Source organism: Staphylococcus edaphicus (assembly GCF_002614725.1).
Taxonomy (GTDB): Bacteria; Bacillota; Bacilli; order Staphylococcales; family Staphylococcaceae; genus Staphylococcus; species Staphylococcus edaphicus.
Map to the genome: position 1 here is coordinate 101,555 of NZ_MRZN01000006.1, position 25,434 is coordinate 126,988.

The following is a 25,434-nucleotide window of genomic DNA, read 5'->3' on the forward strand; positions in this document are numbered from 1 at the left end:
CGTCTTCATTTGTACCTTTTAATAGATAGTAGTGATTATAAGTAATGCCCACGTTTGATTAACTAAACGTGGGCATTTATATCAATTTATTTATGCTGGTTTTGTATAACTTAAATCCCATCCAATGGCATACTTATCAACAAGTTTGGCATATTTCGCTCCCCAAAACATATCGTCAAGTTCCATTTGCACTTCACCGTCTGCTTTTAAATGATTATAGGCACGCGTTAATGCTTCTTCACTATCAAAATCTAATACAATATATACATTGCGATCTTGTAACATTGTATTATCATCTTTAGGAATATCTGACAGCATAAATATTTGTCCATCAACTTCTAATTGGCTATGAATAACACGCTCAGGGTCATCAGCAACTTGTTCATTTGCTTCGCCATATGTCATGACACCTTTAATCGTACCTTCTAATATTTCACTATAAAATTTTAAAGCGTCTCTGCATGTACCATTAAAAAATAAATAAGGTGATACTGTTTTTAACATAGTAAAGCCCCTTTCATATTTTATAATACTTTGACCTTACCCGACTATTGTAAATCTAGTCATATGATTCAGTTTAAATGACATGCCCCTGACTTATATGCCACTTTTTAGCACGATGCATTCAGTTGTTAAACATTTAGACTGTGCTAAAGAAACTTTTCTATATAAAAAGCAGATTCTTCAATTGATTTGTATTCTGTATTAATGACTGTCGCGTTTAACTTCCTAAAAACTTCTTCAGCATAGCTTAATTCTTTCCTAATTCGGTCAACACTATTATAGTTTGTCGGTCCGTGTAAACCCAATACTTTAACACGTTCATTACGTATATTTAAAATATACTGTGGACTTGCCGTCAATCCAAAAACTTTTAACTTTTTATGCCGAAAGACTTCATCAGGAATATCCACTTCTGGTACTAGTGGTATGTTTGCTATCTTATATCCTTTATTTGCCAAATACATACTCAAAGGGGTCTTAGATGTTCTTGAAACACCAACTATCAATGCATCCGCTTCTCCAATGTCTGTAAAATGTTTACCATCGTCATATTTAACAGAATATTCCATAGCTTCTATTCTTCTAAAATAATTTTCGTCTAATTTACGTAAGGCTCCGCTTTCTAAAATTGGCGAACAATTTGTGCGTTGTTGAATAATACCAATTAAGTCAGACATATAATCAACATATGGAATATCTGCTTCTTTTGCAAATTGCTGTCCTACAATATTAAATTCAGGATTCACTAATGTTGTTATCACAACTGCCCCACGTGCTTTAGCACTTTTTAAAATATTAATGAGCTCTTCTTCACTTTTGATAAAAGGAAACTTTTTTATTTCAATTTGTGATACTTCCGGAAATTGAGTTAGTGTTGCATGTACCATGCGCTGCGCCGTTTCACCTATAGAATCTGAAATAACATATAATCTGAGTTGTGGTTCTTTTGAATCACTATACACGTGATCGACCACCTTTAACCTCGCTTTGCGCAGTTGATAATAATGCACCAGGTACTCTGAATGGTGAGCATGAAACATAATCAATATCGATTTGATTAAAGTAATGAATTGATTTATCATCTCCACCTAATTCACCACAAACACCTATTTTAATATTAGGATTAACTGCTTTAGCTTGTTGCGCAGCTTTTTTGACAAGTTGTCCTACACCATTTTGATCTAAAGTTTGGAATGGATCACGTTCTAGAATACCTTGCTCTAAATATGAACCTATAAATTTACCAGCATCATCTCTCGAGAATCCAAAAGTCAATTGTGTTAAATCATTCGTTCCAAAGCTAAAGAAATCACACACTTCCGCTAACTCGTCGGCAATTAGGCATGCTCTCGGCGTTTCAATCATTGTTCCAATGAGATATTGAATTCTATCTCCAGCTTCTTGTTGTAATTGTTCTATCTTTTCAACAATTTGATCTTTTAAAATAGTAAATTCTGCTACTGTTGAAACTAAAGGTATCATAATTTCAGGTTGGCATTCGATACCTTGTGCTTTCAAACGCAGTGCACTGCTCACTATAGCTTCGGCTTGCATAACATACAATTCAGGATACGTAATCGCAAGACGACAACCTCTATGTCCCAACATTGGGTTTACTTCGTTTAAATTTTCAATATACTGTTCCAATTCACGTACTGACACATTTAACTGTTCCGCTACATTATTTTTTTCTTCTACAGAACTTGGTAAAAATTCATGAAGTGGTGGATCTAACAGTCTAATAATCGTTGGTCTCTCACCAGATAACTTCAATATTGCTTCAAAATCAGTCATTTGATATTGTTGAATTTTATTTAATGCCGCAATACGTTTATCTTGTGTATCTGACAAAATAAAGCGACGCATTTCAATCAATCGTTCCGGTCCAAAGAACATATGCTCCGTACGAACAAGACCTATACCTTTAGCATTAAACTGATAACCAGTCTGAATATCTTGCGGCGTTTCTGCATTCATTCTAACTTGTAATCTTGCTACATCTTCTGACCATGACATAAATTGTTCAAAAGCTTCACTGCGCTCTGCTTTCATTGTCGCTACTTCGCCATAATAAATGTCACCTTTCGCACCATCTACCGAAATAACATCACCTTCCTGTAAGGTGCCACCTGGATAATGAATTACCTTATCTACAACATTGATTTCAACATCCGAACATCCTGTCACACAACATTTGCCCATTCCTCGTGCTACGACAGCAGCATGTGATGTCATACCACCATGTGTTGTAACAATCGCTTCACTTGCAATCATACCTTCAATATCTTCCGGAGAGGTTTCAGGACGCATTAAAATAACTTTATTTCCATTTTCAGCTTGTTCTTTCGCAATTTCAGCTGAGAATACAATTTTACCACTGGCTGCTCCAGGACTTGCTGGTAACCCAATTTTAGAAATCGTTGTTGCATTTTTAAGTGATTGTTCATCAAAGTTCGGATGCAATAACTGATCAATAGATTTCACTTCAACGTTCAACACTGCTTCTTCTTTTGTAATAATTTCTTCTTCTACTAAATCTACAGCGATATGAATGGCAGCATTCGCTGTTCGTTTGCCACTTCTCGTCTGTAAAATATATAATTGTTCATTTTCAATTGTAAATTCAATATCTTGCATGTCCTTATAGTGCGTTTCAAGACGTTTAGAAACATCAACAAATTGTTGATGTACATGCGGCATTTGCGCTCTTAATGTTTCAATATCTTTAGGTGTACGGATACCTGCCACTACGTCTTCACCTTGTGCATTTAATAGATACTCTCCAAACAAGTTTGCCTGCCCTGTAACAGGATTACGTGTAAATGCCACTCCTGTACCACTACGCTCTCCGCTATTACCAAAAACCATTTCTTGTATATTGACTGCGGTACCAATATCATGGGGTATCTCATTTAACTGACGATATACACGCGCACGATCGTTATCCCAAGATTTAAACACAGCTTCAATGGCTTCGGTTAATTGGTTAATTGGTTCTTGTGGAAATGGTTTATATGTTTCTTCTACATACACTTCTTTAAAATGATTGCAAATATCTTGCAAACCTTCAGCTGGAATATCCGCATCACTTTGGTACCCATGTTGTGTCTTATATTGATTGAAATATGTATCAAATGCTGCCATCGGAATGCCGTAAACAACCTGTCCAAACATTTGCAACAACCTTCTATAGCAATCATATGCAAAGCGAGAATCATTTGTTTTAGTAGCTAATTTTTTTACATTTTCATCATTCAAACCTAAATTCAAAATCGTATCCATCATGCCCGGCATAGAAATCTTAGCGCCGCTACGTACAGAAACTAATAACAGTGACTCATCCGCAGAAAAAGATTTTTGTATGCGTTGAGATAAAGCATCTAGTTCAATATTCAACTGCTCTAGCAATGTATCAGGAAGTTCTGCATCATTTTTTAGATATTCAATACATGCTTCAGTTGTAATAGTGAAACCGTCTGGAACAGGTAAGCCTAAGCTTTTCATCTCTGCTAGATTTGCACCTTTACCCCCTAATAAATCTTTCATAGATTTTTGTCCTTCATCAAACTTATAAATATATTTAGTCATACTAAATCACCTCAAATAATTATTATGTTATACTAATTTCTATAGAGTATGTCATATTAGAACGAAAAAGACAACTAAAAAATTTAACATTATCAAAATATATTTTTATTTTTGTCTATTATTTAAAATTTGCTGCATTTGCTTAGATACTTTCAGATAAATAAAAAAGCCTCAGCAACCGCATAAATTGTTGCTGAGACCTTTTACATTTCACCAGTTTTTGCCCTTTTAAGTAAAAACATATGCTAACGTATTTAAATGTATAGCTTCACCGAATATGTTCAATCTACATTAATAAATGATTCATACATGCTATTACTCACAAATGATAACCTTGCTATTATTCATTCTATTTCAAATTGTATAATGATAGGTTTTTTAAACTGGTCTTTGGTTTTTATACTGAGGAAATAAAAGTGGGTGAAATAGATAGAATTTAGACTATGTGCAATGAGATTTAAAAATATCTGTGCTCGTACTTAAAAGTGGCCGAATCCGTAGATTAAAATGTATTCAAGTAGGTTTATTAATATATAATCATTTGAAAAAGTGACAAAAGAGGAATACTTGTTCTTAAAATGAAACAAGCTTAAAAATTTCATTCATATTAACTTTGATATTGCTCAGTTCTTTGCTTTGTAGTGTAATGAATATTTTCTCGTTAAAACATAGTTACAAAATTAGAAAGTATAATTACTCAATACATATTATGTTCACTTCCCATCTTTTGATAATACATCAAGTACGATTGATGTGCGTCATTACTTAATAACTCAAAATTGGTACCATTTCTAATCAGGCAAATTCATAGTGGAAACAAAACGTTTTGTATCTATAAAGAATTTCATTATAAATTTTATAGAATTATTTAGCAATAACTTAATTTAATTATATTGTTGGTCGTGTAATTTGTAAAGCACTTTTTTGCAGTCACAAAAAATACCATAACGTCTTTAATTATACTAAGCTATTTTATAAATTACTCAGTTCTTAAAATACATGATTATTTAACACCACAAAGCAATTTGTAATTTTATCGCATCAGAATATTTTTTAGGATTTAAACCTGTTTGTGTTTCACATTTTTCTAAACGATACAGCAATGTATTACGATGTATATAAAGGTATTTCGCAGTTTGTGTTATATTCAAATCATTATCAAAAAAACATTTCAATGTTTCAATGCTTTGTTTGTCCAATCCCTCCAATATTCTTTTTTTATACCGCTCTCTTATTTCTTCATTTATTTGGTACAGTAATGTTTTTTCTTCTACATCTTCAAATGAAACTAGGGAAGCATTTTGATCATTTAACATAAAAACAAGTTCACATTCTTCATATGCTCTTTTAAACTCATTTAAACTTGTAAAAACTAGACTGGAGGCTATGTGCACGTCTAAATTTAGTGATGTAAATACTTGGTGTATTCGATTTATTTTTAGATCCAATGTTTCTGAATTTTCATCTGTTATTAAAATAACAATGCGATTATAATTTGTAAAAGCAATTGTAAAGCTCGTTTTATCAATTATTTTAACTAACATTTGTACTATAGTACTTCTTGAGAATATTTGCTTTTCTAGATGGACAACGATACATTTCCTATAAGTTAGCAATGCTAAATTTAATTGCTTCGTTAGATATTGCATAAAAGATTTAGACGGTTCACTTTTTAATAATTCTTCTATAAATAATTCCTGACTGCGTAGCTGCCCTTCTAATTCATATGTAAAATAATTTTGATATAGTAGTAACTCCGTGGACATTTTCACTAAATCAGCTACATGGGTCAATGTTTGTGGATCGCCTGTAATACCGATGACACCAACTATATTATCTTGAAATATAATTGGTAAATTAATTCCAGGTTGGGTACCTTGCAAATGAGCTGTGTCTTTTTCTGATAAAATAACCGTTTGCGCATTCGCTAATACTTGAAGTGCACCCTCATGAATTTGCCCAACTCTACTTTTATCAAAAGAAGCAATAATTTCTCCATTAAAATTCATTATATTAATATTACTATTTGTTCTTTTTACTGTTTCTTTTACGATTAATGTAGCTAATGCTTCAGTTAAGATTTGCATCAAGTCACCTCTTGTATATTTTATATAAATGAACAGTACCATTTTTGTATATTTTAACCCTATTTTATCTTAATTAAAATCGATATAATGAGTAAACAAGATAATGAAAACGATTTCAAGGAGTGTGACTTATTTGAACATTATTTTAGCACCTGATTCTTTTAAAGGAAGCATGTCAGCTACTGAAGTAGCTACTTATATGAGCCAAAGTATTTCTGACGTATTTCCAAAAGCTGAAATACATACTTTACCTGTTGGGGACGGGGGTGAAGGCACAATGGAAGCCTTAGTAAATGCTACAGACGGAACATTCACAACAGTTAATGTAACTGGGCCACTAGGAAATAAGGTCACCGCACAATATGGTGTGCTCAATGATAAGCAAACGTGTGTGATAGAAATGGCCGAAGCATCTGGTTTAAAGCATGTGCCTAATCATGCACTGAACGTTATGCAAGCCACTACGTTTGGTACTGGAGAATTAATTAAAGCTGCTCTAGATAGTGGCTACACCAAATTCATTCTTGCCCTTGGTGGTTCTGCTACAAATGATGCTGGTGCTGGAATGTTACAAGCATTAGGCGCCAAACTTTTAGATCAATATGATAATGAAGTTGGCTTCGGCGGTACTTGTTTACAACACATACGCAACTTCGATTTAACTCATTTTGATGCACGAATAAAACATTGTACGTTTACGATTGCTACTGATGTGCAAAATCCACTCATTGGTAATAATGGGGCTTCATTTGTATTTGGTAAGCAAAAGGGTGCAACAGAAGCCCAATTAAACGCATTAGAACAAAATCTCACACATTGGGCAGATTTAGTTGCACTTGAGAAAGGTATCCGCCTGCATGATTTACCTGGTGCAGGCGCTGCCGGGGGATTAGGTGGTGCTTTCAAAGCTTTTTTCCCTAGTCATTTCGAAGATGGTATTCAAGTCGTAATAGATTATATCAAACTAGATGAATATATGGACAATGCAGATTTAGTCATTACAGGTGAAGGTAGGATTGATTTTCAAACTTTCTACGGTAAAACACCCATGGGTATTGCCAAATTTGCTCATAAGTATAAAGTTCCCGTTATTTTTATAGGTGGTTCTATCGATGTCGATGTAGATCGATTTAATGACGTTGGTGTAATTGGTGCTTTCAGTCTAACTAACGGTCCTATGTCACTCGAAGATACGATAACACAATCGGAAAGCTTAGTTAAAAAAGCAACCAAAAATATCGTCAAAACATTCTTTCATAAACGATAGTTTTATCTAAATATTCTGAATAATGTTAAAATAAGTCAAACGGAATGCTTTATTTACAAAACTTATAGTTGTGAGGAGGAATCATTTTGAAAACTAACATACTATATGGTAAATCCAATGTTGAAATTGAGTTACCTAATCGCAGTGTGTTGATTGAACCAACTGATATCGATGCATTAAATGATGAAACCACTGCAGTCCGAAACGCTTTAATGCACCCAATTGGCACTAAGCCCTTAAAAAACATGGTAACTGAAAAGCAAACTGTCGCTATTGTTATTAGCGATATTACAAGGCCAACACCTAATCATATTCTTGTGCCAATGTTACTAGAAGCGCTATCACATGTGCCACTTGAAAATTTTGTGATTATAAATGGTACAGGTACACACCGTGATCAAACACATGAAGAGCTAGTACAAATGTTAGGTGAAGACATCGTGAAGAATGTTAGGATTGTTCATAATCATTGTAATGACAAAGCAACTTTACGTAAGGTAGGACATAGCAAATATGGATGTGATGTCTATTTAAATAAAGACTATGTGGATGCTGATTTCAAAATTGTCACCGGCTTTATTGAACCTCATTTCTTTGCTGGATTTTCAGGTGGCCCTAAAGGAATCATGCCAGGTATCGCTGGTATCGAAACGATTATGACTTTTCATAACGCTAAAATGATTGGCGATATACGTTCTACTTGGGGCAATATGAATGATAATCCTGTGCAAGATATGACTAGAGAAATTAACGCTATGTGTAAACCAGACTTTATGCTCAATGTCACTTTAAACAAAGACAAAGGGATTACAGAAGTCTTTGCTGGAGAGTTATATGAAGCGCATGACAAAGGTTGCGCTTATACTAAAGCACATGCCATGTTTAAATGTGATAATCGCTTTGATGTTGTCATCGCTTCAAATTCAGGATACCCATTAGATCAGAACTTATATCAAACCGTTAAAGGAATGAGCGCTGCACATAAAGTTGTTAAAGAAGGCGGCAGTATCATCATGTTATCAGAATGTAGCGATGGTTACCCTAATCATGGAAATTACGCCGAGATTCTCAAAATGGCAGATTCACCTCAAGCACTCGTTGACATGATTAGTGAGCCCAATTTTGCAATGCTTGATCAATGGCAAGTTCAAAAGCAAGCTGTCATTCAAACATTTGCCGATGTATATCTATACTCTAAGCTTACCGACAAACAAGCAACAGATGCGATGTTACATCCAGTTCATCATATTAACGACACATTAAAAGCACTAGAAACTAAATATGGCACTGAAATGACTATTGGCGTGATGCCACTTGGTCCACTTACAATTCCATATGTTGAATCATAATTAAGGAGGAATACGATGTTAACCCAAATAATAACAAAAGAACAAAAGTTAGAAGCTATTCTTAAGGATATGCGTAGCGTTATCGTCGCTTTTTCGGGCGGTGTAGACAGTAGTCTTGTACTAAAAAAAGCAATCGATGTTTTAGGACACAATCATGTGAAAGCCGTAATTGTTAAGTCTGAATTATTTAGAAATGAGGAGTTTAATCAAGCGATTGCTTTAGGTAAGCAACTGAATGCTGAAATCATAGAAACAGAGATTGAAGAATTAAATGATCCTCACATCATTGAGAATACACCTGACAGTTGGTATTACAGTAAACGACTATTATATTCTAAACTTGAAACTTTAAGAACTCAGTATCATTTCGACTATGTAGTGGATGGTATGATTATGGACGATATGAATGATTTTAGACCTGGATTAAAAGCAAGAACAGAATTTAATGTCAGAAGCATTCTACAAGAAGCAGAGTTATTTAAATCTGATGTTAGAGCAATAAGTAAAGCTAACCATTTACCTGTGTGGAATAAACCCTCTTTATGCAGTTTCGCTTCTCGTATTCCATACGGTGAGCCATTAAGTATTGCAAAAGTCAGTAAAATTAATAAAGCAGAACAATATATATTAGGCTTAGGATTAAATCATGTTAGGGTCCGTTATCATCAAAATATTGCCAGAATCGAAGTGAATGCTGCCGATATCCCTACTGTTATTCAAAACAGAGATAAGATTACGTTTCACCTCAAAGCATTGGGCTTCGATTACGTTACGATTGATCTTGAAGGCTACCGCACAGGCAGTATGAATGAAGTCATCAACACGCAGCAAATAGATGAATAAGATAAAGGTGGCAAAATAATGACAGAACAATACGACACTCTCGAACATGTACTTCGAGCTGTTCATGCTAATACGTTATCTGTTGATGAAGCTAAGGCGCAGTTAAATCACTATGATGAACTGGGCTTTGCAAAGATTGATTTACACAGAACACAACGTCAAGGGTTTCCTGAAGTTATATTTGGTGAAGGTAAGACAAAGGAACAGTTGGATGAAATCGTTCATGCGCTCATCAAACATGATGAAATTGTGCTTATCACAAGAATCAATCAAGAAAAAGCCGATTCTATTACAGCAAAATATTGCCATCTCGAATATCATGAAACGGCACACATCGTTTCTACACCGATCAAACACATCCCAAAGACGAAACACTATGCCTCCATCATTTGTGCCGGCACTTCAGATTTACCCGTTGCCGAAGAAGCAGCAGTTACTGCAGAAGTAATGGGTATTCAAGTGCAGCGATTTTATGATGTGGGGGTTTCAGGCATACACCGATTATTTGCACATATTGAAGCAATTCGACAAAGTAACGTTTCAGTCGTGGTTGCAGGCATGGAAGGCGCACTTTCAAGTGTTGTTGCTGGATTAGTAGACCATCCTGTTTACGCTGTCCCTACAAGCATTGGTTATGGTGCTAATTTACAGGGTGTTACTACCTTACTATCCATGGTCAATTCTTGTGCACCTGGTACAAGCGTGCTGAATATAGATAACGGATTTGGTGGTGGTTATAATGCTGCTATGATTATAAAAATGATTGAAGCCCATTAAGAATGGAGTGAAAAATTATGACAAAAGCACTGTATTTAGACTGTCATGCGGGTATTGCAGGTGATATGCTATTATCTTCTTTAATAGACTTAGGTGCAGATATAGATTATGTGAATAAGCATTTGTTAACGTTACCTTTGGACCAATTTAGTTTAAACTTTTCTAAAAAAAATAAACAAGGGATACAAGCAACAGCGCTAACAATTACTTTTAAAGAAGCACACCATCATCGAAAAGCAGCAGATATATTTAAAATGATTAACGAAAGTACTTTACCAAAAAGAGTTAAAGCACGTAGCATTCGTATATTTGATGTCATTGCACAAGCTGAAGCAAAAATACACGGTATGCGTGTAGAAGAAGTTCATTTTCATGAAGTGGGTGCCATGGATTCCATCATTGATATTATTGGTAGTTGTCTCGCATTAGAATATTTAGACATCACTGAAATTCAGGCTTCGCCAATCCCTACTGGAAATGGGAAAATCAAGATTGCCCACGGTATATATCCTATTCCAGCACCAGCAACTGCAGAAATATTAAAAGGCATCCCACTCACTACATTTGATGTCCAAAGCGAATTAACAACACCTACTGGCGCGGCTTTTATTAAAGCATTAGCTACTAAAATAGGCCCTTTACCTTCTATCACTATGACAGATATTGGTTACGGTTGTGGCACAAAAGATTTCGACTTCCCGAATGTCATACGCGCTATACAATATACAGCAACAGAAACCACACCGAATCAAGTGCAAGTATTAGAATGCCAAATCGATGATATGACGCCGGAAACACTCGGTTACTTTATAGAGCAAGTTATTGACGAAGGTGCACTAGATGCATATTATACACCCATCACGATGAAAAAAAGCCGTCCAGCAACTCAACTAACAGTCATTAGTAGCGTTACACAAGCAACTTATTTTGAGGACTTTATCCTTAAGAACACAACTTCTCTGGGCGTTCGTAGTTGCGCCGTTAATCGCAAAGTCTTACATCGTCAATTTCAAACGATTCATACACCTTATGGTGCTATATTAGTTAAAATAGCTATGAAAGATAATAAAATCATAAAAGCTAAACCTGAATTCGAAGATGTCAAAAATGCGGCCCTCCAATCTCAACAGTCATTTACTAACGTTTATAATGACATTCAAAATGAAGTTAGAAAGCACATTCAAATAGATTAAATTAAACAAGCGAGATGTAGTAATCAATTAACCAAATAAATTACTACATCTCGCTTATTATATTTAACGATAAAACCGCCTCAACAATGATATAAGATGAGGCGGTCGTTCTTAACAATTATTGTTTTTGGGATGGACCTACTTTGATATTCGCACTATCCAACGCTTGTTCTAGCACTTCAACCACATGAATACTATGTTCTAATTTCTGCGCTACTACGTCAAAATTTTTCTCTTTAATTATTTGAGCAATTTTTACAAACTCTTCATACATACGATGATTATAAGGATTTACTTGATATGCTTGTGTCCCGCCTTGGTTATATTTTAATTCAAATGCTGTCAATTCATTTGTTGGGCCTTTGATATTAATCATCGCCTGGTCACCTTGAATATAAGACTGATTGTCAGAGCTTGAATCTTTCGCGCCTATACATACGACTTTCATATCATTATAATCCAATTGCAATATTCCTGAAGTATCTATGTTATTTTGAATATTAGCAAAATAAGCAACGCCTTCTGGTTTACCAAATAAACCCACAGCCAAATGAATATTATAAACGTTAATATCCATTAATGCGCCACCACCTTTAGATGGATCGAAAGCAGGCGCTATAATACCCTCTTTGAAATTATCATATCTCGATGAATACTGAGAGTAATTAAATTGCGCAATTTTACAGTTACCTAGTTCATTGATTGATTGTTTTAATACTTCAAAATTACTCAAATAAAGATTAGTGATAGCTTCAATAATGATTACTTCATGTGCTTGAGCTAAATCCTTTAATTCTACTAATTCCGCTTTGGTTAAGGTAAATGGCTTCTCACATATCACATGTTTATGGTGTTGAATCGCTTTCCGTGCATAATCAAAGTGTAAGTGATTAGGCACTGCCAAATAAATGATATCTATCATCTCATCTTGAATAAATTGTTCATAATCGTCAAATATCGTTTTAATATTAAACTGTTTTTGTAAATTCTTTACGTTTTCTGGATTTCTTCCTGACGAAACAATGCTTTGAAATGTAAATTCTGGAATTTGTTCCATCACAGGTAATGCTTCTTTAACAATTTTACCCGCGCCAACGATACCAATATTCATTAAAATGCCCCTTTAGCTTTTTATATTTCTCAGATACGACTTGCATGTATATTTAACATTTTACGTCTCATTCAAATGATTAATTTTTTATTTTCAATTATTAATTATTATTTTACGTTATTATGCTAAGAATTCAAAATCTATAGCTTTCTAAGTTGATTTTAATACTTTATTTTAAGATAAAAAAGAAGCATTCAATCGTTGATTAAACACTCCTTTTTAGTACATCATTCATATTTCTATATTATGAGTTAAATTAATTTGCTTGTATATCTATTATCTTAATCATTTTAACTGGATCGTCTGTTGCTCAAACCATGACTTAAACTAAGTCCCTATTTTATGTCTTAATCTATCATCGCTATACTCTTATTAACTTAATATGACATCTGCAATTTCTTCAGCCGTTGTTTTGCCAAAATAATAGGACATATCAAGCTCATTTAGAGCTCCAACGATGTCTTCTTTCACAACACGCACACCAGTTAATTGAGATTCTACATCCTTGATATCACCTTGTCCAAAAAAGTCACCATAAATACGACATGCGGCAATACGTCCTTGTTCGACGCTCAGTGAAATATCAATAGTTCCGACCGTTAATCTTGCATCACGATTATACTCATAACGTGGCGAACGTCCAAAGTTCCATTCCCAATTATTGTATTTTTTATCGAGCATGTCGTCAATTGCTTGCCAATCACGCTCCGTTAATTCATAACGTTTCGCTGCGCTCAAATCATCAATTCCTAGTATTTGCTTTACCATTAAATCTTTAAATTCATGAATCGTCACTTCTTGGTACTCAGGTGCCAGATGTTCTCTGATGCTGCCTACCCGTGAACGTACTGATTTAATACCTTTAGATTCTATTTTTTTACGATTTGGTTTAAGTACTTTGACCATTGGTTCATAATCGACATCCAATAAAAGTGAGTAACCACCATAAATACGTCCCTTGATTAATGTCATTGCTGCACCAGATACTTTCTTACCATGAATGGCTAAATCATTACGGCCACTTTGTTCTACTTCAGTTGCCCCAAGTTGGTGAAGCGCATCGATACCCGGCTCATAGAATTTTTTGAAATTACCATAAATCGTATCATCTTTTTCTAATATACAGCACATATTCACTGCACCGCGATCGACATACACTGCACCACCTCCAGTATCACGTCGTACAACTTTTATATGATGTTCTTCTAAATAATCTTGATTAATTTCTACAGCCGTATTTTGAAACCGACCAATTTCCACTTTAGGATCACAATAATACGGAAATAAAATATCTTCATTTAAAAAGATATTTTCACTTACATACACCTGCATAGCAAGTGCCACAGCACCGTCTGTTATATATTCACCGTTTCTATAAGGTTCAATTAAATACATCGTTTTCTCCTAATCAAATCATTTTTTATTTGCTTCTGTAATCAGTGTTGAAATATCATCCGTTAAATGGATCGTTCTCTCCCGTATACTTTCAGGTATTCTATAAGCCTTCTTATTCATCGTCATAAATAATGCATCGGGATTATGACGGGTCATACGCTGAAATGGATGTTTCACAAATTGCGGTGTTGTATAACCAATACCTATTTCTAAATAGAGTACTTTTCCTTCTTTATGTTTATCTAAAAATTGATTGTAACGCGATAATTGAGCTCCAAAATCTGCATCTTCCACCATGCCTACTTGTGCCTTGCGTTTATTAATTTCCATAGGTGCATCACACTTTGGACAATGCGGTATAAGATCACGTGGTACTTCCATATTTTTTTGTTGTGCTACCATTTGACGAATCGCATCATCATCACGATATGTTTGAGCATGACAATGCTGACTACATTGCCATAAGATATATTCCCCTTGTATGTGGAAGACTTTATCTAAATCATAGTTTGCAACTGCAAACGCATTATCTGCGTTTGTAGTAATGATGTGATAATCTTTGTCTTTCACCATTTCTTTCAAGGCAACATAAGATGCACCAACTGGTTGGTCTAAATAGTTTAATGCAACAAAACGGCTTTCAAAAGCCCAGTACTCTTGCCAATTATCAAAATGATGCAAACTTGCTTGTAACATATCAAAGAAACCATATTTCTCTATGAAGTCCGGAAAATTTTTAGTAAATCTTTCTCCAATGTATGTAAAGCCATCGGATGCAGACATCCCTGCACCGATGCCTATGACAACAGCATCCGCTTCATTTAGAGCTTCTGCTAACACATCAGATTGATGGTTATAGGTTGTTGATAAGACTTTCCAAGTTGTTTCAGTCATGTCTTTTCAGTTCCCCCTCATAAAGTGTTGCATCTGTATCTGTAAACACATTAAATAACACTTTTAAATCAGAATGTTGTGTTTGCTTATACTGTAATATAGTATCAATAGCAATTTTTGATGCTTCTGCTTGAGGAAAGCCAAACACACCTGTTGAAATACAACAAAAGGCAACGCTTGATAATTGGTACTGATCTGCTATCTCAAGACAGCTATAATATGAGCGCGCAAGTAAATCACGGTTCATTTGTGAGACGGGTGTTTTTCGTATCTGCGGCCCGACTGTATGAATGACATATTTCGAAGGTAAATTAAAAGCGTCTGTAATCTTTGCTTTACCAACACCTTCACGTTTGCCTTGTGCTTCAATCAACTTAGCACACGCTAACCTTAATTGAATTCCAGCTTTCGTATGGATAATATTATCTATACAATTATGATTTGCTTCGAAGCAGCCTAGTAATTGACTGTTTGCCGCGTTAACGATTGCGTCTACACGTAATGTGGTGATATCACCTTGCCATAGATAAATGTCATCATTCAAATATGGTGTTAATTCAGAAATATCCGTTACATTTTTCATATTGTATAATTGCAACATCTCGTTCTGAACTTCGATAAAATCATCAGAAATAGGGGTCGCCGATCTCACATTGATTAATCCTCTATATATCTCCCAAAGTTCCTCTTCTGTATCAGGTAATTGAACTGGCACACCGCCACCTTCTTCACGTTGTAAATGCTCAATCAAGTATATTAACCGATCTTTTTGTTGCATTATTATGCCTCTGGAAGTGCATTAAATGCTGCTTCATCAACATTTTCTAATTTAACTAGCCAATTTTCTTCTGGTTTTTCTGAATTTAAAATTGTTGGTTCATCTTCTGCCTTAGTATTACGCTCAACGATTTTACCAGCTAATGGTGATTGTACATCTAATACAGTTTTAGAAGCTTCAATGCTCACAATTTCATCATCTACTTTGACGTCATCTCCACCCATAAATTCTACATATCCTACTGTACCAATGTCGTCTTGTAATTCTGGCGTCATGCTATATACATATTGCGCTCCAATCTTTTCTACCCATAAATAATTCGCTAATTTTTTCATAATTAACTTCCTTTCTTATTTAAAATTATATATTCATTTGTGCAATTAGTTCTATTGCTCGACTTCTATTTTCAATGCCTGGTATTAATGGTACTATCATCACTTCATCTGCTTCAAATGATTTAATCATCTTATCGAGCTGTATTTTAGCATTTTCTTTCGTACCTATCACCATACGCGAACGACTTTGTGTTATCATTTTTTTGTCTTTTTCTGATAACTGATAATTTCTAGCTGTTTCCACAGATGGCAAACGTTCAAACTCAGCAAACTGTGCCTTACCTAATAGCCAAACGCTTAGTGCATGCGCAAGCGACTCTGCCTGCACTTCACTATCAGCAACTACTGTAAAGACTGTAATCATTACTTTAGGTTGCATATTGAGCAATGAAGGTTCAAATGCCTCTCTGTATGTTTGTACACATGCTGCTGACCTTTGAATAGCAGTTTGATTAGGTAGTAAAAACGTGCCTGACGTATAGCCCATACCTTGTCGTGCTGCCATTTGTGCAGAAGATACGCTTGTACTTAACAACCACATTTCCGGTACGGATGTTACACTAGGCTGTGCTAACACTTGATTTAAGCGTTGTGCATGGACATCTTCTGTCAGATAATGTTTTACATCTGTAATAGACTGCGCATAGTCTAAAAAATGTGATTTTGTTTCATTTAATGCCTGTTTCACACTTGGCGTGCCTGCATTATTACCGATACCCAAATCAACACGCCCAGGGTATAGAGACTCTAACATTCTAAAGTTCTCCGCCACTTTATACGGACTATAATGAGGTAACATGACACCTCCTGAACCTAATCGAATATGCTCTGTTTTGCCTAATAGTTGCATCATTAGTAATTCCGGACTCGCACATGCAAATGCAGGTACGTTATGATGCTCTGTTATCCAAAAGCGTTTATAGCCTAGTTTGTCGGCTAGTTGCGCTAAATATATCGTATCATGTAAAGCTTCTTGTGCCGTTTTACCTTCATCTATTACAGCATAATCTAATATGCTAAATTGAACCATTAAATAATCACCTCCATAACGCCATTGATATACATAAAGCAAGTATACAAAAGTTTAAAAATAACTTAGTTACGCTCACTGACACATAATAAATACAATTGACATGTAGCTCATTTTTTAATATCCCACAATTTATTGCCCTCATTCTCTAGAATAACGGATACAAAATATATTTGTTAGATTTTGCTTAAAAAATTCATTCATTTTTATTTTATTGACCCTTTTGACATATTAGTGTTAATTTGAAATTACATATTACAACAAAGATCGAGGTTATCGTTATGAACAAAGATAGTCAGCCACTTTTCAGAGCATTAACGCTTCCAAATGGTATTGTACTAAACAACAGATTCGTATTATCACCTATGACTACAAATTCTTCTACTAGAGATGGTCATATTACTGAACAAGATTTGCAATATGCCAAACGTCGTTCGCATTCAGCGCCCCTTCAAGTTACCGGTGCTGCCTATATTGAACCCTATGGTCAATTATTTGAATATGGATTTAGCATTGCGGATGATGACTGCATTCCAGGACTTAAACAATTAGCTTCTGCGATGAAACAAGACGGTAACAAAGCCATTATACAACTCACACATGCTGGTAGATTTTCTAATCAAGCTATTTTAAATTATGGCCACGTCTATGGTCCAAGCCCCATGTCACTAAATTCACCAATAAAGCATGACGTGATCGAAATGTCACAAGAAAAAATTACTTCAGTTGTTAACCAATACGCTGAAGCAACCTCTCGGGCGATTAAGGCTGGGTTCGATGGTGTGGAAATTTCAGCTGCACAACGCTTATTGATTCAAACTTTTTTCTCAACTTTTTCAAATCAACGCACTGATCAATATGGCTCTCAAAATTTAAAAAATCGTGCACGTATTGGGATTGAAATATTAAAGGCCGTGCAACAAGTGATTAACGACGAAGCTCCAGAAGACTTTATTTTAGGTTACCGTGCAACACCAGAAGAAACACGTGGTTCTGATATCGGTTATACGATTGAAGAATTTAATGAACATTTAGATTGGTTGTTGTCTGTAGCAAATATTCAATATCTTGCTATAGCTAGTTGGGGGCGTCAAATTTATCAGAATAAAGTGCGTTCAGTTGGTCCACATACTGGACAATATGTTAATGAAGTTGTTCATAACTATTTAAATGGTAAGATTCCCGTTATAGCAAGCGGCGGTATCAATTCTCTAGAGAGTGCAAAAGACGCATTGAAACATGCAGATATGGTAGGCATGTCTTCACCATTTGTTACAGAACCAGACTTTGTGACGAAATTAGCTAATGACCGTGCTGATATGATTGATTTACACATCTCATTAGATGACATTGAAGCATTAGCAATCCCTTACGCCGCTTTTAAAGATATTGTGAAAATGATGGATTATGGAGAAGGATTGAAAAAAGAGACGCGTGATGAATTACGTAAACTTGAAAATAACTACGATCAAGTAAACTATCAACCCGTTGACAGAGATAAGGATTCAGAAACTTAATTGATTGCAACCCTAAAAACGACGAAGCCTCTATGCCTCGTCGTTTTTTGATTCATTCTCTATTTATCTGATTTAAAAATCTTATATTGTTTTTACGTTGTTTTAAAAAACGATGCTAATTGTTCAGCCGCATCTTCAGAAAACATCAATTCTAAATTATCTTGCGATTCTTGAGCGGTTACTTTCGACACTTGATATATTTTTGATTCGTATGATTTAATTGCACGGTCAATATCTTCATGAGACTTTAGTGATTCTGCAAATAAGTAAGCATCATACAATGCCATATTCACACCTTCGCCTGCAAATGGGCTCATCAAATGTGCAGCATCACCCATCAAAGTCATTGCAGAATGGTGTTGCCATTTAAATCCAATAGGTAGCTTATAAATTCTTCTGCATAATACTTCATTATTCATTGCTTCGATATAATAACGCAATTTTTGATCCCATTCACTAAAATCAGCTAATAATTGCTTTTGTAGTTCTGAAATTGACATTGCTTTGTAGTCATTGAATGTTTGATAGTCCATACGATAAGACACATAAACTTTTATACTACCATCACCATTTAATTGTGCCAGTAAAGCTTGATTACCACCCAGTGCCATCATTTTTCCATTTTTATTATATTTTAATAATTCTGGATGTTCGTGTTTAACATCAGGAATATTTATTTCTATCATCGAAATACCAGTGTAGCTAGGTTCGGTGTCTGTAAGATAATCACGTACTTTAGAAAAGGCACCGTCAGAACCAATGATTAAATCAAAGCGCTCTGTTTCACCATTGCTAAAGTTAATTTCAACATCTTGTGGTCCATGTTGTATTAATGATTGAAACGTATAACCATACTTAAAATGGTCAGGTTCAATTTGTTCCTTAATGATGTCACAGAGTTCTCCTCTATCTATTTCAGGACGCTCACCGATACCTTCTGCGTCTTCTTCATAATGAACTGTACCATCTTTACCAATAACACGAGTATCTTCACCTTCATAACGTACTAGTGATTTAAATGCTTCATATATTCCCGCTTCTTTTAGCGGTAGTTGTCCTGTATCAGCGTGAATATCCAATGAACCCCCACGATTTTTATTTATCTCCGGTGATTCTTTTTCAAAAATAGTAAAATTATAACCCTGTTGTTGTAATAGCAACCCTAGCATTAATCCACCTGGACCGCCTCCAATAATTGCTATGTTTTCAATATTTTTTACAGTCATACGATACCTTCTTTTATTAATATAATTGCTTTAATTCATTTTTAGTTTTTTCAATAAATGCATCAAACTTTTGTTTCTTCTCAGCGTCATTCAATGCTTCTTTATTTTTTTCCATAATTTCTCTGAATAAATCTTGTAACTGCGTACGTGCGTCATTCATTGCTTCAAAATCCATATTTTCAAAATGTTCTAATCGCTGTAGCATTTCATCGTTCATATTTTCATTTAAAAATGCATTACCTTCTTCTGTGATTGTGTATATCTTTTTCTTGCCGTCCTGAGAAATAGAAACAAAATCTCTATCTTCCAACATTTGTAATATCGGATACACTGATCCAGGGCTGGGTGAATAAAAACCTTTAAATTGTGCCTCTAAATCCTTAATGATTTGATAACCATGCTTTGATTCGTCTTTAAGCATCTTGAGTATGACAAATTGTAAGTTACCTTTTTTAAAAAATCTTTCTCTACCTTGTGGACCTCCAAATCTTTCTTGACCTCTACCAAAACCGAATTCAAATCCTTCACGATTTCTCTTTGTATTATGAAAATGTCTTCTAAACATATAAATCACCTTTCTTCATTTCGATATATCGAAATAATAAGCGATATATCGAAATATGTCAACGATATATCGTTATACTTTAAAATTTATTTGTATCTAACGTAAAATAAAGAACGACACAATCCCCAATTATACCTTTGGATTTGTGTCGCTCTTATCTTTATTAATTATACTGCTAATTATCTAATGTATTTTAATTACTGTAATCTTGCATCATTGCAACAATATTAACCATTTTGTTTTGCGAAAGCTTGGCCAATTGCATTTAATTTATGTGGCGCATCATGAACACCCATCTTAACTTCAATGAAGTGCATAGTGTCTGGTTGTGCTTCTATTTGGAGTAATACTTTTTGGAACTCTTGACTTGTGTTTACATCGTGCACCATGACTTCATCTTTTCCACCAAATACGGCAGGCAATAATTTATAATCCCACATCTTAATGTCGTTATACATAGCATTTTCACCATGGATTTTGCGTTCTACTGTGTAACCATCATTATTAATCACAAAAATAATAGGTTTAATCTTCTCTCTAATCATTGTTGATATTTCCTGAACAGTAAGCTGTAATGATCCATCTCCAATCAACAACAAGTTTCTACGACTTGTATCTGTCATTTGTGTGCCTAAAATAGCTGGTAATGTATAGCCGATAGAACCCCAAAGTGGTTGTCCAATAAATTTATTGTTATATTTCAATGCTAAATCATACGCACCAAAGAATGATGTGCCTTGTTCAGCTAATATAACATCTTCTTCTCTAATAAAATCTTGCATCATTTTGAAATACGTTTCTTGCGTTAACGGCTCATCAGTCAAATCATAATCATGTGCTTTCGGTTGTTTAAATTGTGGAAATTCCTCATTATTTACATAGTTAATTGTATTCAATCCGTCTAATAAATCTACCAGTGATACTTCAGTATCTTTCGTTTCATTCATTTTAAATGATGATGATTAATCATAACTACATCGTCAATATCAAATTGATATGAATAGCCAGCTGTAGCGGAGTCAGTTAATTTTGCACCTATATTTAAGATAGCATCACTTTGATCTACGTAATTTCTAATATCTTCTTCAGCTAATGATGCATCATAAATCCCCATATAGTAAGGAGATGTTTCATTAAATGCACCTTTACCTAATGAAAGTTGTACAACCGGAATTTGAGATCGTTTTACAAACTGTTCAAGCTTTTCATGTAAATTAAAACTATTGATTTCATGCCCGGTAATGATAACTGGTTTATCTGCACTTTGTAATTTATCTTTAACCATTGTCATATACTTCGTCACATCTGTCTGTGGTCGTTGTTCAATTTCAAATGGTGTTGCTACATCAATTTCACTATTTGCCACATCAATGGGTAAATGAATATGCACAGGTCTTTTTTCATAAAGTGCTGCATTGATTACTCTTGGAATTTCACTTTGTGCATTTTCTGGTGTAATGTACGCTTGCGCTGTAGTAATAGATGCATACATGTTTCTATAGTCATCAAACTTCCCTTCTCCTAGAGAATGATGTACATATTTCCCAGCGTTTTCAACTGCTCTTGTAGGTGCACCAGTTATTTGAATCACTGGCACACGCTCAGCGTATGATCCAGCTATACCATTAACGGCACTTAGTTCTCCAACACCAAATGTCGTAACCATTGCGGCTATACCTTTCATACGAGCATAACCATCTGCTGCATAACTCGCATTCAACTCATTCGTATTACCAATCCATTTCATGTCGTCTCGGCTAATAATGTCATCTAAAAATGTTAAATTAAAGTCTCCTGGAACACCAAACACTTTATCTACACCAACATCACTGATACAGTCCATTAAATATTGTCCAACTCTTTTTTTCATTTTCATTTCCCCTTTCTAACCATCTCAATTACACTACAAATTTAACTCATTCATCACAAAAGGTCAATAAGGTTGACTTATATATTGATAGCGACTTATTGTTTTAAAAAAAGAAAACGATATAGCTCATTACGCTATATCGTTAGTAAGACACTCATTATTTATTTTTTAAAATCATTCTTTAAATATTTCACTTCTTGAAAACCAGTACGGTATGAAGCCAATTCTTCCATAATTGCATACCAATCATTACCTACTTTTTTCTGTATATCTTGAAACATATCATTTTGTTTTTTATTTAACTCTCTAACTAATTTCGTACCTTTATCAGTAGGATATAATACTTTGACACGCTTATCTGTAGCTGTTTGCTTTTCAATGATATAGGCTTCATCTTTTAATTTTTTTAATGTGGCATGACTACCTTGTTTAGATATTTCTAAACTTTTCAATAAATCTTTAATTGTAATACCAGGTACTTTCTCAATAAAAAATAAAAAACGATGATGTTGTCTATTCAGCCCATATTTTTCGATAATTTCATCAGCAGTGTTAATAAATGTTTTATAGGCAAAATAAAACAACAAATTCTCATAATCATTGTTATTACTATTACTTTCCATTACACACAATCCTCTGTTTCTTATTTTAATACAATTTTATTAGCTGTAATCCATGAGCATTCTCCATACGCATATTGCTCACTATTTTCTTTATTATAACAGTTCTAATGCCAAGGATTGTCTAATTTTTATATATTAACTGTTGAGATGTTTAATTGATAACAAATGATTGCTTTCTTATTTACTCATTTTTCTAAAATGCTTACGCCCTTAAATGTGACTTCTTATTGAGTACCCATTCATTTTTCAATAGTTAAGGTCTCTCTAAATGAATCATATCGTCAGCATGATCCGTAAAAATGCCATCTACACCCCAATTAGCTAATTGGTTGGCACGTAACGGTTTATTAACTGTCCATACATTTAAGGTATAACCTGCATTTTTTATCATTTTCACTCGAGCTTGAGTAAGTTTAGCATCCTCGATATTAACAATATTGGATCCACAAAAGTCTAATAAAGTTCTCCAATCTCCTTGAAATGCTGCTGCTTTAAAAATAAGTGCTCTTTGATAATCTGGCATCCACTTTTCTGCTAATTTCACTAAGTAAACATTAAAACTAGAAACCAATACTTCTATATTCGAATCCAGTTCTTTTAATTGTTCAGCAACTTGTATAACCATGCTTTTAGATAAGGCCGTACCATTCGAACCACTGACGCCCTTTAATTCAATATTGAGATTTATTTGCGTTTTATTAGCCATATTGATGACATCTTCAAAAGTCAGCAATCTTTCAGCTTCAAATGCTTTGTCAAACCAACTGCCAGTCGAAGCATTTTTAATGTCCTTATAGTCTAATTGAGTTACTTCACCTGTCATATCCGTTGTTCGATCAAGAAAATCATCGTGTATGATAACAAGTTGTCCATCTTTAGTAATCGCAACATCTAATTCAATCCATTTTAAATTAGGCACACTTGCTGCTTTTTTAAATGAAGCAAGTGTATTTTCAGGTGCTTTGCTCGGTAAACCTCTATGCCCATATATCGTAAACATTGAATCATCCTCTTTAATTCGAATTTATACTCATTATTATATGTACAAATTTATATTTCAAATAATCTATGTAAAATTCATAAGAATTATCGTGTTACAACCAAAGTCAATTTTTATTTAATACGTATCACCGTCTAAGTCAAGGTTATCCATAGCGTTTAATTACGTAAACGCTGCCTATATTTTGTTATAGTGCAACTCTATTGATTTCCAGAAATTGTAAGTCACTCACTCGTATTCTCCACCTCATTTGTGACAATATTTCTAGCCTCAAATATGATAAGAGACACTATTTAAGCACTCGATTTTTTCTTTATGATCACAGTAACTTCCTTTTCAGTAATTTAAAAAGCATCCTCGTCTGTTTATTTACATTACAAGGATGCTCGAAGAAATATTTATGCTTTTGAATTTACATATGACGTTGGATCAACAGAATACTGGTTACCTACGCCACCATTCATACGTTGGAAGTGTAAATGTGGTGCTGTGGAGTTACCTGTGCTACCAGATGCACCTATTTGTTGTCCCTCTTTCACTTGTTGTCCTTTTTTAACATTTAAAGAATTCATATGCATATACCATTGATAATTGTCACTGTTTTTCTCTTGGATCGTAACTTGGTTACCGCCACCGTAATTACTCCAGCCACTCTGGATTACCGTTCCGTCTGTTAATGAATATACAGGTGTATTTTCATCCATAGCGTAATCTACGCCGTAATGTGCACCACCACCATGGTATTGACCATATGGTTGTAATTGGCGGTTTTTAGTTAGCCAATTAGATGAATTTGTATTATTTGAATTGTTTACAGCTGTTGTGTTGTCTGCATCATTTTGTTGTGATGCTGAAGTTGAAATAGTCGTTGTGTTTGTTCCGTTTGAAGCGTCTGATGTTATCTCGTTTGATGTTTCATTTTGTTTTATATTATTGACACCGTTGCCGTCATTACGCGTATAGCTAGCATAATTTGAAGCATTCTCTGTAGCTTGAGTATTAGACCCTTTAACTTGATTTGATGATGTTTGAGCAGAAACATCATTTGAGCTATTTTTACCTTCCAGAACAGGCGCTTTATTTACATCATAGCCTTGCTCTTGAATATCTTGATGACTTTGATTTTCAGTATAATTATTATCACTATTCACTGTCGTGTTTTGACTACTGTTATCCATTGGGAAATAATAGTAATGATAGTTACCTTCTTCATCAATTAAATAGAAATAGTATTGTTGTTGTTCAAACATAGATGGATTCCAATTTCCATCTAATGTGTGATGATAATTTCCATTTTCGTCTTGATCAATAAAACCATAATTAAACATATTATTAGAAGACTGGTCACCAGTATATTGTGTGTTTGATTGATCAGTTTCAGAAGCTTGTGCCTCACTCTGTGCGATGCCAATTGCTCCCAATGACAATGTAGCAATCGTTGCTGTTACAATTTTTTTCATAATTAATAAATCCTCCCAATAT

21 protein-coding genes and 1 pseudogene are annotated in these 25,434 nt (G+C 34.4%); 6 read left to right on the plus strand and 16 right to left on the minus strand.

Annotated features, from left to right (window positions below):
* Positions 1 to 90 precede the first annotated feature (90 nt).
* The 4 genes from BTJ66_RS05670 to BTJ66_RS05685 all read right to left on the minus strand — a co-directional run bounded on the left by BTJ66_RS05670 (position 91) and on the right by BTJ66_RS05685 (position 6,179).
* The gene (locus BTJ66_RS05670) at positions 91 to 504 is read right to left on the minus strand and encodes a VOC family protein (protein WP_099090003.1); all 414 of its coding nucleotides are present in this window, start codon (positions 502 to 504) and stop codon (positions 91 to 93) included.
* Positions 505 to 650: 146 nt separating this feature from the next.
* Positions 651 to 1,466 (minus strand): pyruvate, water dikinase regulatory protein, encoded by an 816-nt coding sequence (locus BTJ66_RS05675; protein WP_099090004.1) that lies wholly within the window; start codon positions 1,464 to 1,466, stop codon positions 651 to 653.
* Positions 1,459 to 4,092: a pyruvate, phosphate dikinase gene (gene ppdK / locus BTJ66_RS05680; protein WP_099090005.1), complete on the minus strand. Its 2,634-nt coding sequence runs from the start codon at positions 4,090 to 4,092 to the stop codon at positions 1,459 to 1,461. The genes BTJ66_RS05675 and ppdK overlap by 8 nt, the downstream gene beginning before the upstream one ends.
* 1,007 nt (positions 4,093 to 5,099) lie before the next feature.
* Positions 5,100 to 6,179: a CdaR family transcriptional regulator gene (locus BTJ66_RS05685; RefSeq protein ID WP_099090006.1), complete on the minus strand. Its 1,080-nt coding sequence runs from the start codon at positions 6,177 to 6,179 to the stop codon at positions 5,100 to 5,102.
* Positions 6,180 to 6,312: 133 nt separating this feature from the next.
* On the opposite strand from BTJ66_RS05685, the gene BTJ66_RS05690 reads away from it, so the two are divergent.
* From BTJ66_RS05690 to larC, 5 genes are all read left to right on the plus strand, one after another.
* On the plus strand, positions 6,313 to 7,446 hold the full coding sequence (locus BTJ66_RS05690) for a glycerate kinase (protein WP_099090007.1): 1,134 nt from the start codon (positions 6,313 to 6,315) through the stop codon (positions 7,444 to 7,446).
* 86 nt (positions 7,447 to 7,532) lie between these two features.
* A complete protein-coding gene (larA, locus tag BTJ66_RS05695) occupies positions 7,533 to 8,795 on the plus strand; it encodes a nickel-dependent lactate racemase (protein WP_099090008.1) in 1,263 nt (420 codons plus the stop codon).
* Positions 8,796 to 8,810: 15 nt separating this feature from the next.
* A complete protein-coding gene (larE, locus tag BTJ66_RS05700) occupies positions 8,811 to 9,638 on the plus strand; it encodes an ATP-dependent sacrificial sulfur transferase LarE (protein WP_099090009.1) in 828 nt (275 codons plus the stop codon).
* 18 nt (positions 9,639 to 9,656) lie between these two features.
* Positions 9,657 to 10,415: a nickel pincer cofactor biosynthesis protein LarB gene (gene larB, locus BTJ66_RS05705; RefSeq protein WP_099090010.1), complete on the plus strand. Its 759-nt coding sequence runs from the start codon at positions 9,657 to 9,659 to the stop codon at positions 10,413 to 10,415.
* A 17-nt stretch (positions 10,416 to 10,432) separates the two neighbouring features.
* Positions 10,433 to 11,608 (plus strand): nickel pincer cofactor biosynthesis protein LarC, encoded by a 1,176-nt coding sequence (gene larC, locus BTJ66_RS05710; RefSeq protein WP_099090011.1) that lies wholly within the window; start codon positions 10,433 to 10,435, stop codon positions 11,606 to 11,608.
* Between the two features lie 118 nt (positions 11,609 to 11,726).
* Here larC and BTJ66_RS05715 read toward each other — a convergent pair whose 3' ends face one another.
* The 6 genes from BTJ66_RS05715 to BTJ66_RS05740 all read right to left on the minus strand — a co-directional run bounded on the left by BTJ66_RS05715 (position 11,727) and on the right by BTJ66_RS05740 (position 17,151).
* A complete protein-coding gene (locus BTJ66_RS05715; RefSeq protein ID WP_099090012.1) occupies positions 11,727 to 12,719 on the minus strand; it encodes a Gfo/Idh/MocA family protein in 993 nt (330 codons plus the stop codon).
* 372 nt (positions 12,720 to 13,091) lie between these two features.
* Positions 13,092 to 14,114: a lipoate--protein ligase gene (locus tag BTJ66_RS05720; RefSeq protein ID WP_099090013.1), complete on the minus strand. Its 1,023-nt coding sequence runs from the start codon at positions 14,112 to 14,114 to the stop codon at positions 13,092 to 13,094.
* Between the two features lie 18 nt (positions 14,115 to 14,132).
* On the minus strand, positions 14,133 to 15,008 hold the full coding sequence (locus BTJ66_RS05725) for an SIR2 family NAD-dependent protein deacylase (RefSeq protein ID WP_099090014.1): 876 nt from the start codon (positions 15,006 to 15,008) through the stop codon (positions 14,133 to 14,135).
* Positions 15,001 to 15,786, minus strand: coding sequence for a protein-ADP-ribose hydrolase (locus BTJ66_RS05730; RefSeq protein WP_099090015.1), 786 nt, complete (start codon positions 15,784 to 15,786; stop codon positions 15,001 to 15,003). The genes BTJ66_RS05725 and BTJ66_RS05730 overlap by 8 nt, the downstream gene beginning before the upstream one ends.
* Before the next feature lie 2 nt (positions 15,787 to 15,788).
* Positions 15,789 to 16,121, minus strand: a complete 333-nt coding sequence (locus BTJ66_RS05735; protein WP_099090016.1) for a glycine cleavage system H family protein — start codon at positions 16,119 to 16,121, stop codon at positions 15,789 to 15,791.
* Positions 16,122 to 16,146: 25 nt separating this feature from the next.
* Positions 16,147 to 17,151 (minus strand): LLM class flavin-dependent oxidoreductase, encoded by a 1,005-nt coding sequence (locus BTJ66_RS05740; RefSeq protein WP_099090017.1) that lies wholly within the window; start codon positions 17,149 to 17,151, stop codon positions 16,147 to 16,149.
* 281 nt (positions 17,152 to 17,432) lie between these two features.
* Here BTJ66_RS05740 and BTJ66_RS05745 point away from each other — a divergent pair, with 281 nt between their 5' ends.
* A complete protein-coding gene (locus BTJ66_RS05745) occupies positions 17,433 to 18,668 on the plus strand; it encodes an NADH-dependent flavin oxidoreductase (RefSeq protein WP_099090018.1) in 1,236 nt (411 codons plus the stop codon).
* A gap of 92 nt (positions 18,669 to 18,760) precedes the next feature.
* Here BTJ66_RS05745 and BTJ66_RS05750 read toward each other — a convergent pair whose 3' ends face one another.
* The 6 genes and pseudogenes from BTJ66_RS05750 to BTJ66_RS05775 all read right to left on the minus strand — a co-directional run bounded on the left by BTJ66_RS05750 (position 18,761) and on the right by BTJ66_RS05775 (position 25,412).
* A complete protein-coding gene (locus BTJ66_RS05750; protein WP_099090019.1) occupies positions 18,761 to 19,894 on the minus strand; it encodes an FAD-dependent oxidoreductase in 1,134 nt (377 codons plus the stop codon).
* 16 nt (positions 19,895 to 19,910) lie between these two features.
* Positions 19,911 to 20,459: a PadR family transcriptional regulator gene (locus BTJ66_RS05755; protein ID WP_099090020.1), complete on the minus strand. Its 549-nt coding sequence runs from the start codon at positions 20,457 to 20,459 to the stop codon at positions 19,911 to 19,913.
* Positions 20,460 to 20,686: 227 nt separating this feature from the next.
* Positions 20,687 to 22,329, minus strand: a pseudogene (locus BTJ66_RS05760) (alpha-keto acid decarboxylase family protein).
* A gap of 161 nt (positions 22,330 to 22,490) precedes the next feature.
* A complete protein-coding gene (locus BTJ66_RS05765; RefSeq protein WP_099090021.1) occupies positions 22,491 to 22,952 on the minus strand; it encodes a MarR family winged helix-turn-helix transcriptional regulator in 462 nt (153 codons plus the stop codon).
* Positions 22,953 to 23,205: 253 nt separating this feature from the next.
* On the minus strand, positions 23,206 to 23,952 hold the full coding sequence (locus tag BTJ66_RS05770) for a glycerophosphodiester phosphodiesterase family protein (RefSeq protein WP_099090022.1): 747 nt from the start codon (positions 23,950 to 23,952) through the stop codon (positions 23,206 to 23,208).
* A gap of 398 nt (positions 23,953 to 24,350) precedes the next feature.
* Positions 24,351 to 25,412, minus strand: a complete 1,062-nt coding sequence (locus BTJ66_RS05775) for a M23 family metallopeptidase (RefSeq protein ID WP_099090023.1) — start codon at positions 25,410 to 25,412, stop codon at positions 24,351 to 24,353.
* Between the last annotated feature and the right edge of the window lie 22 nt (positions 25,413 to 25,434).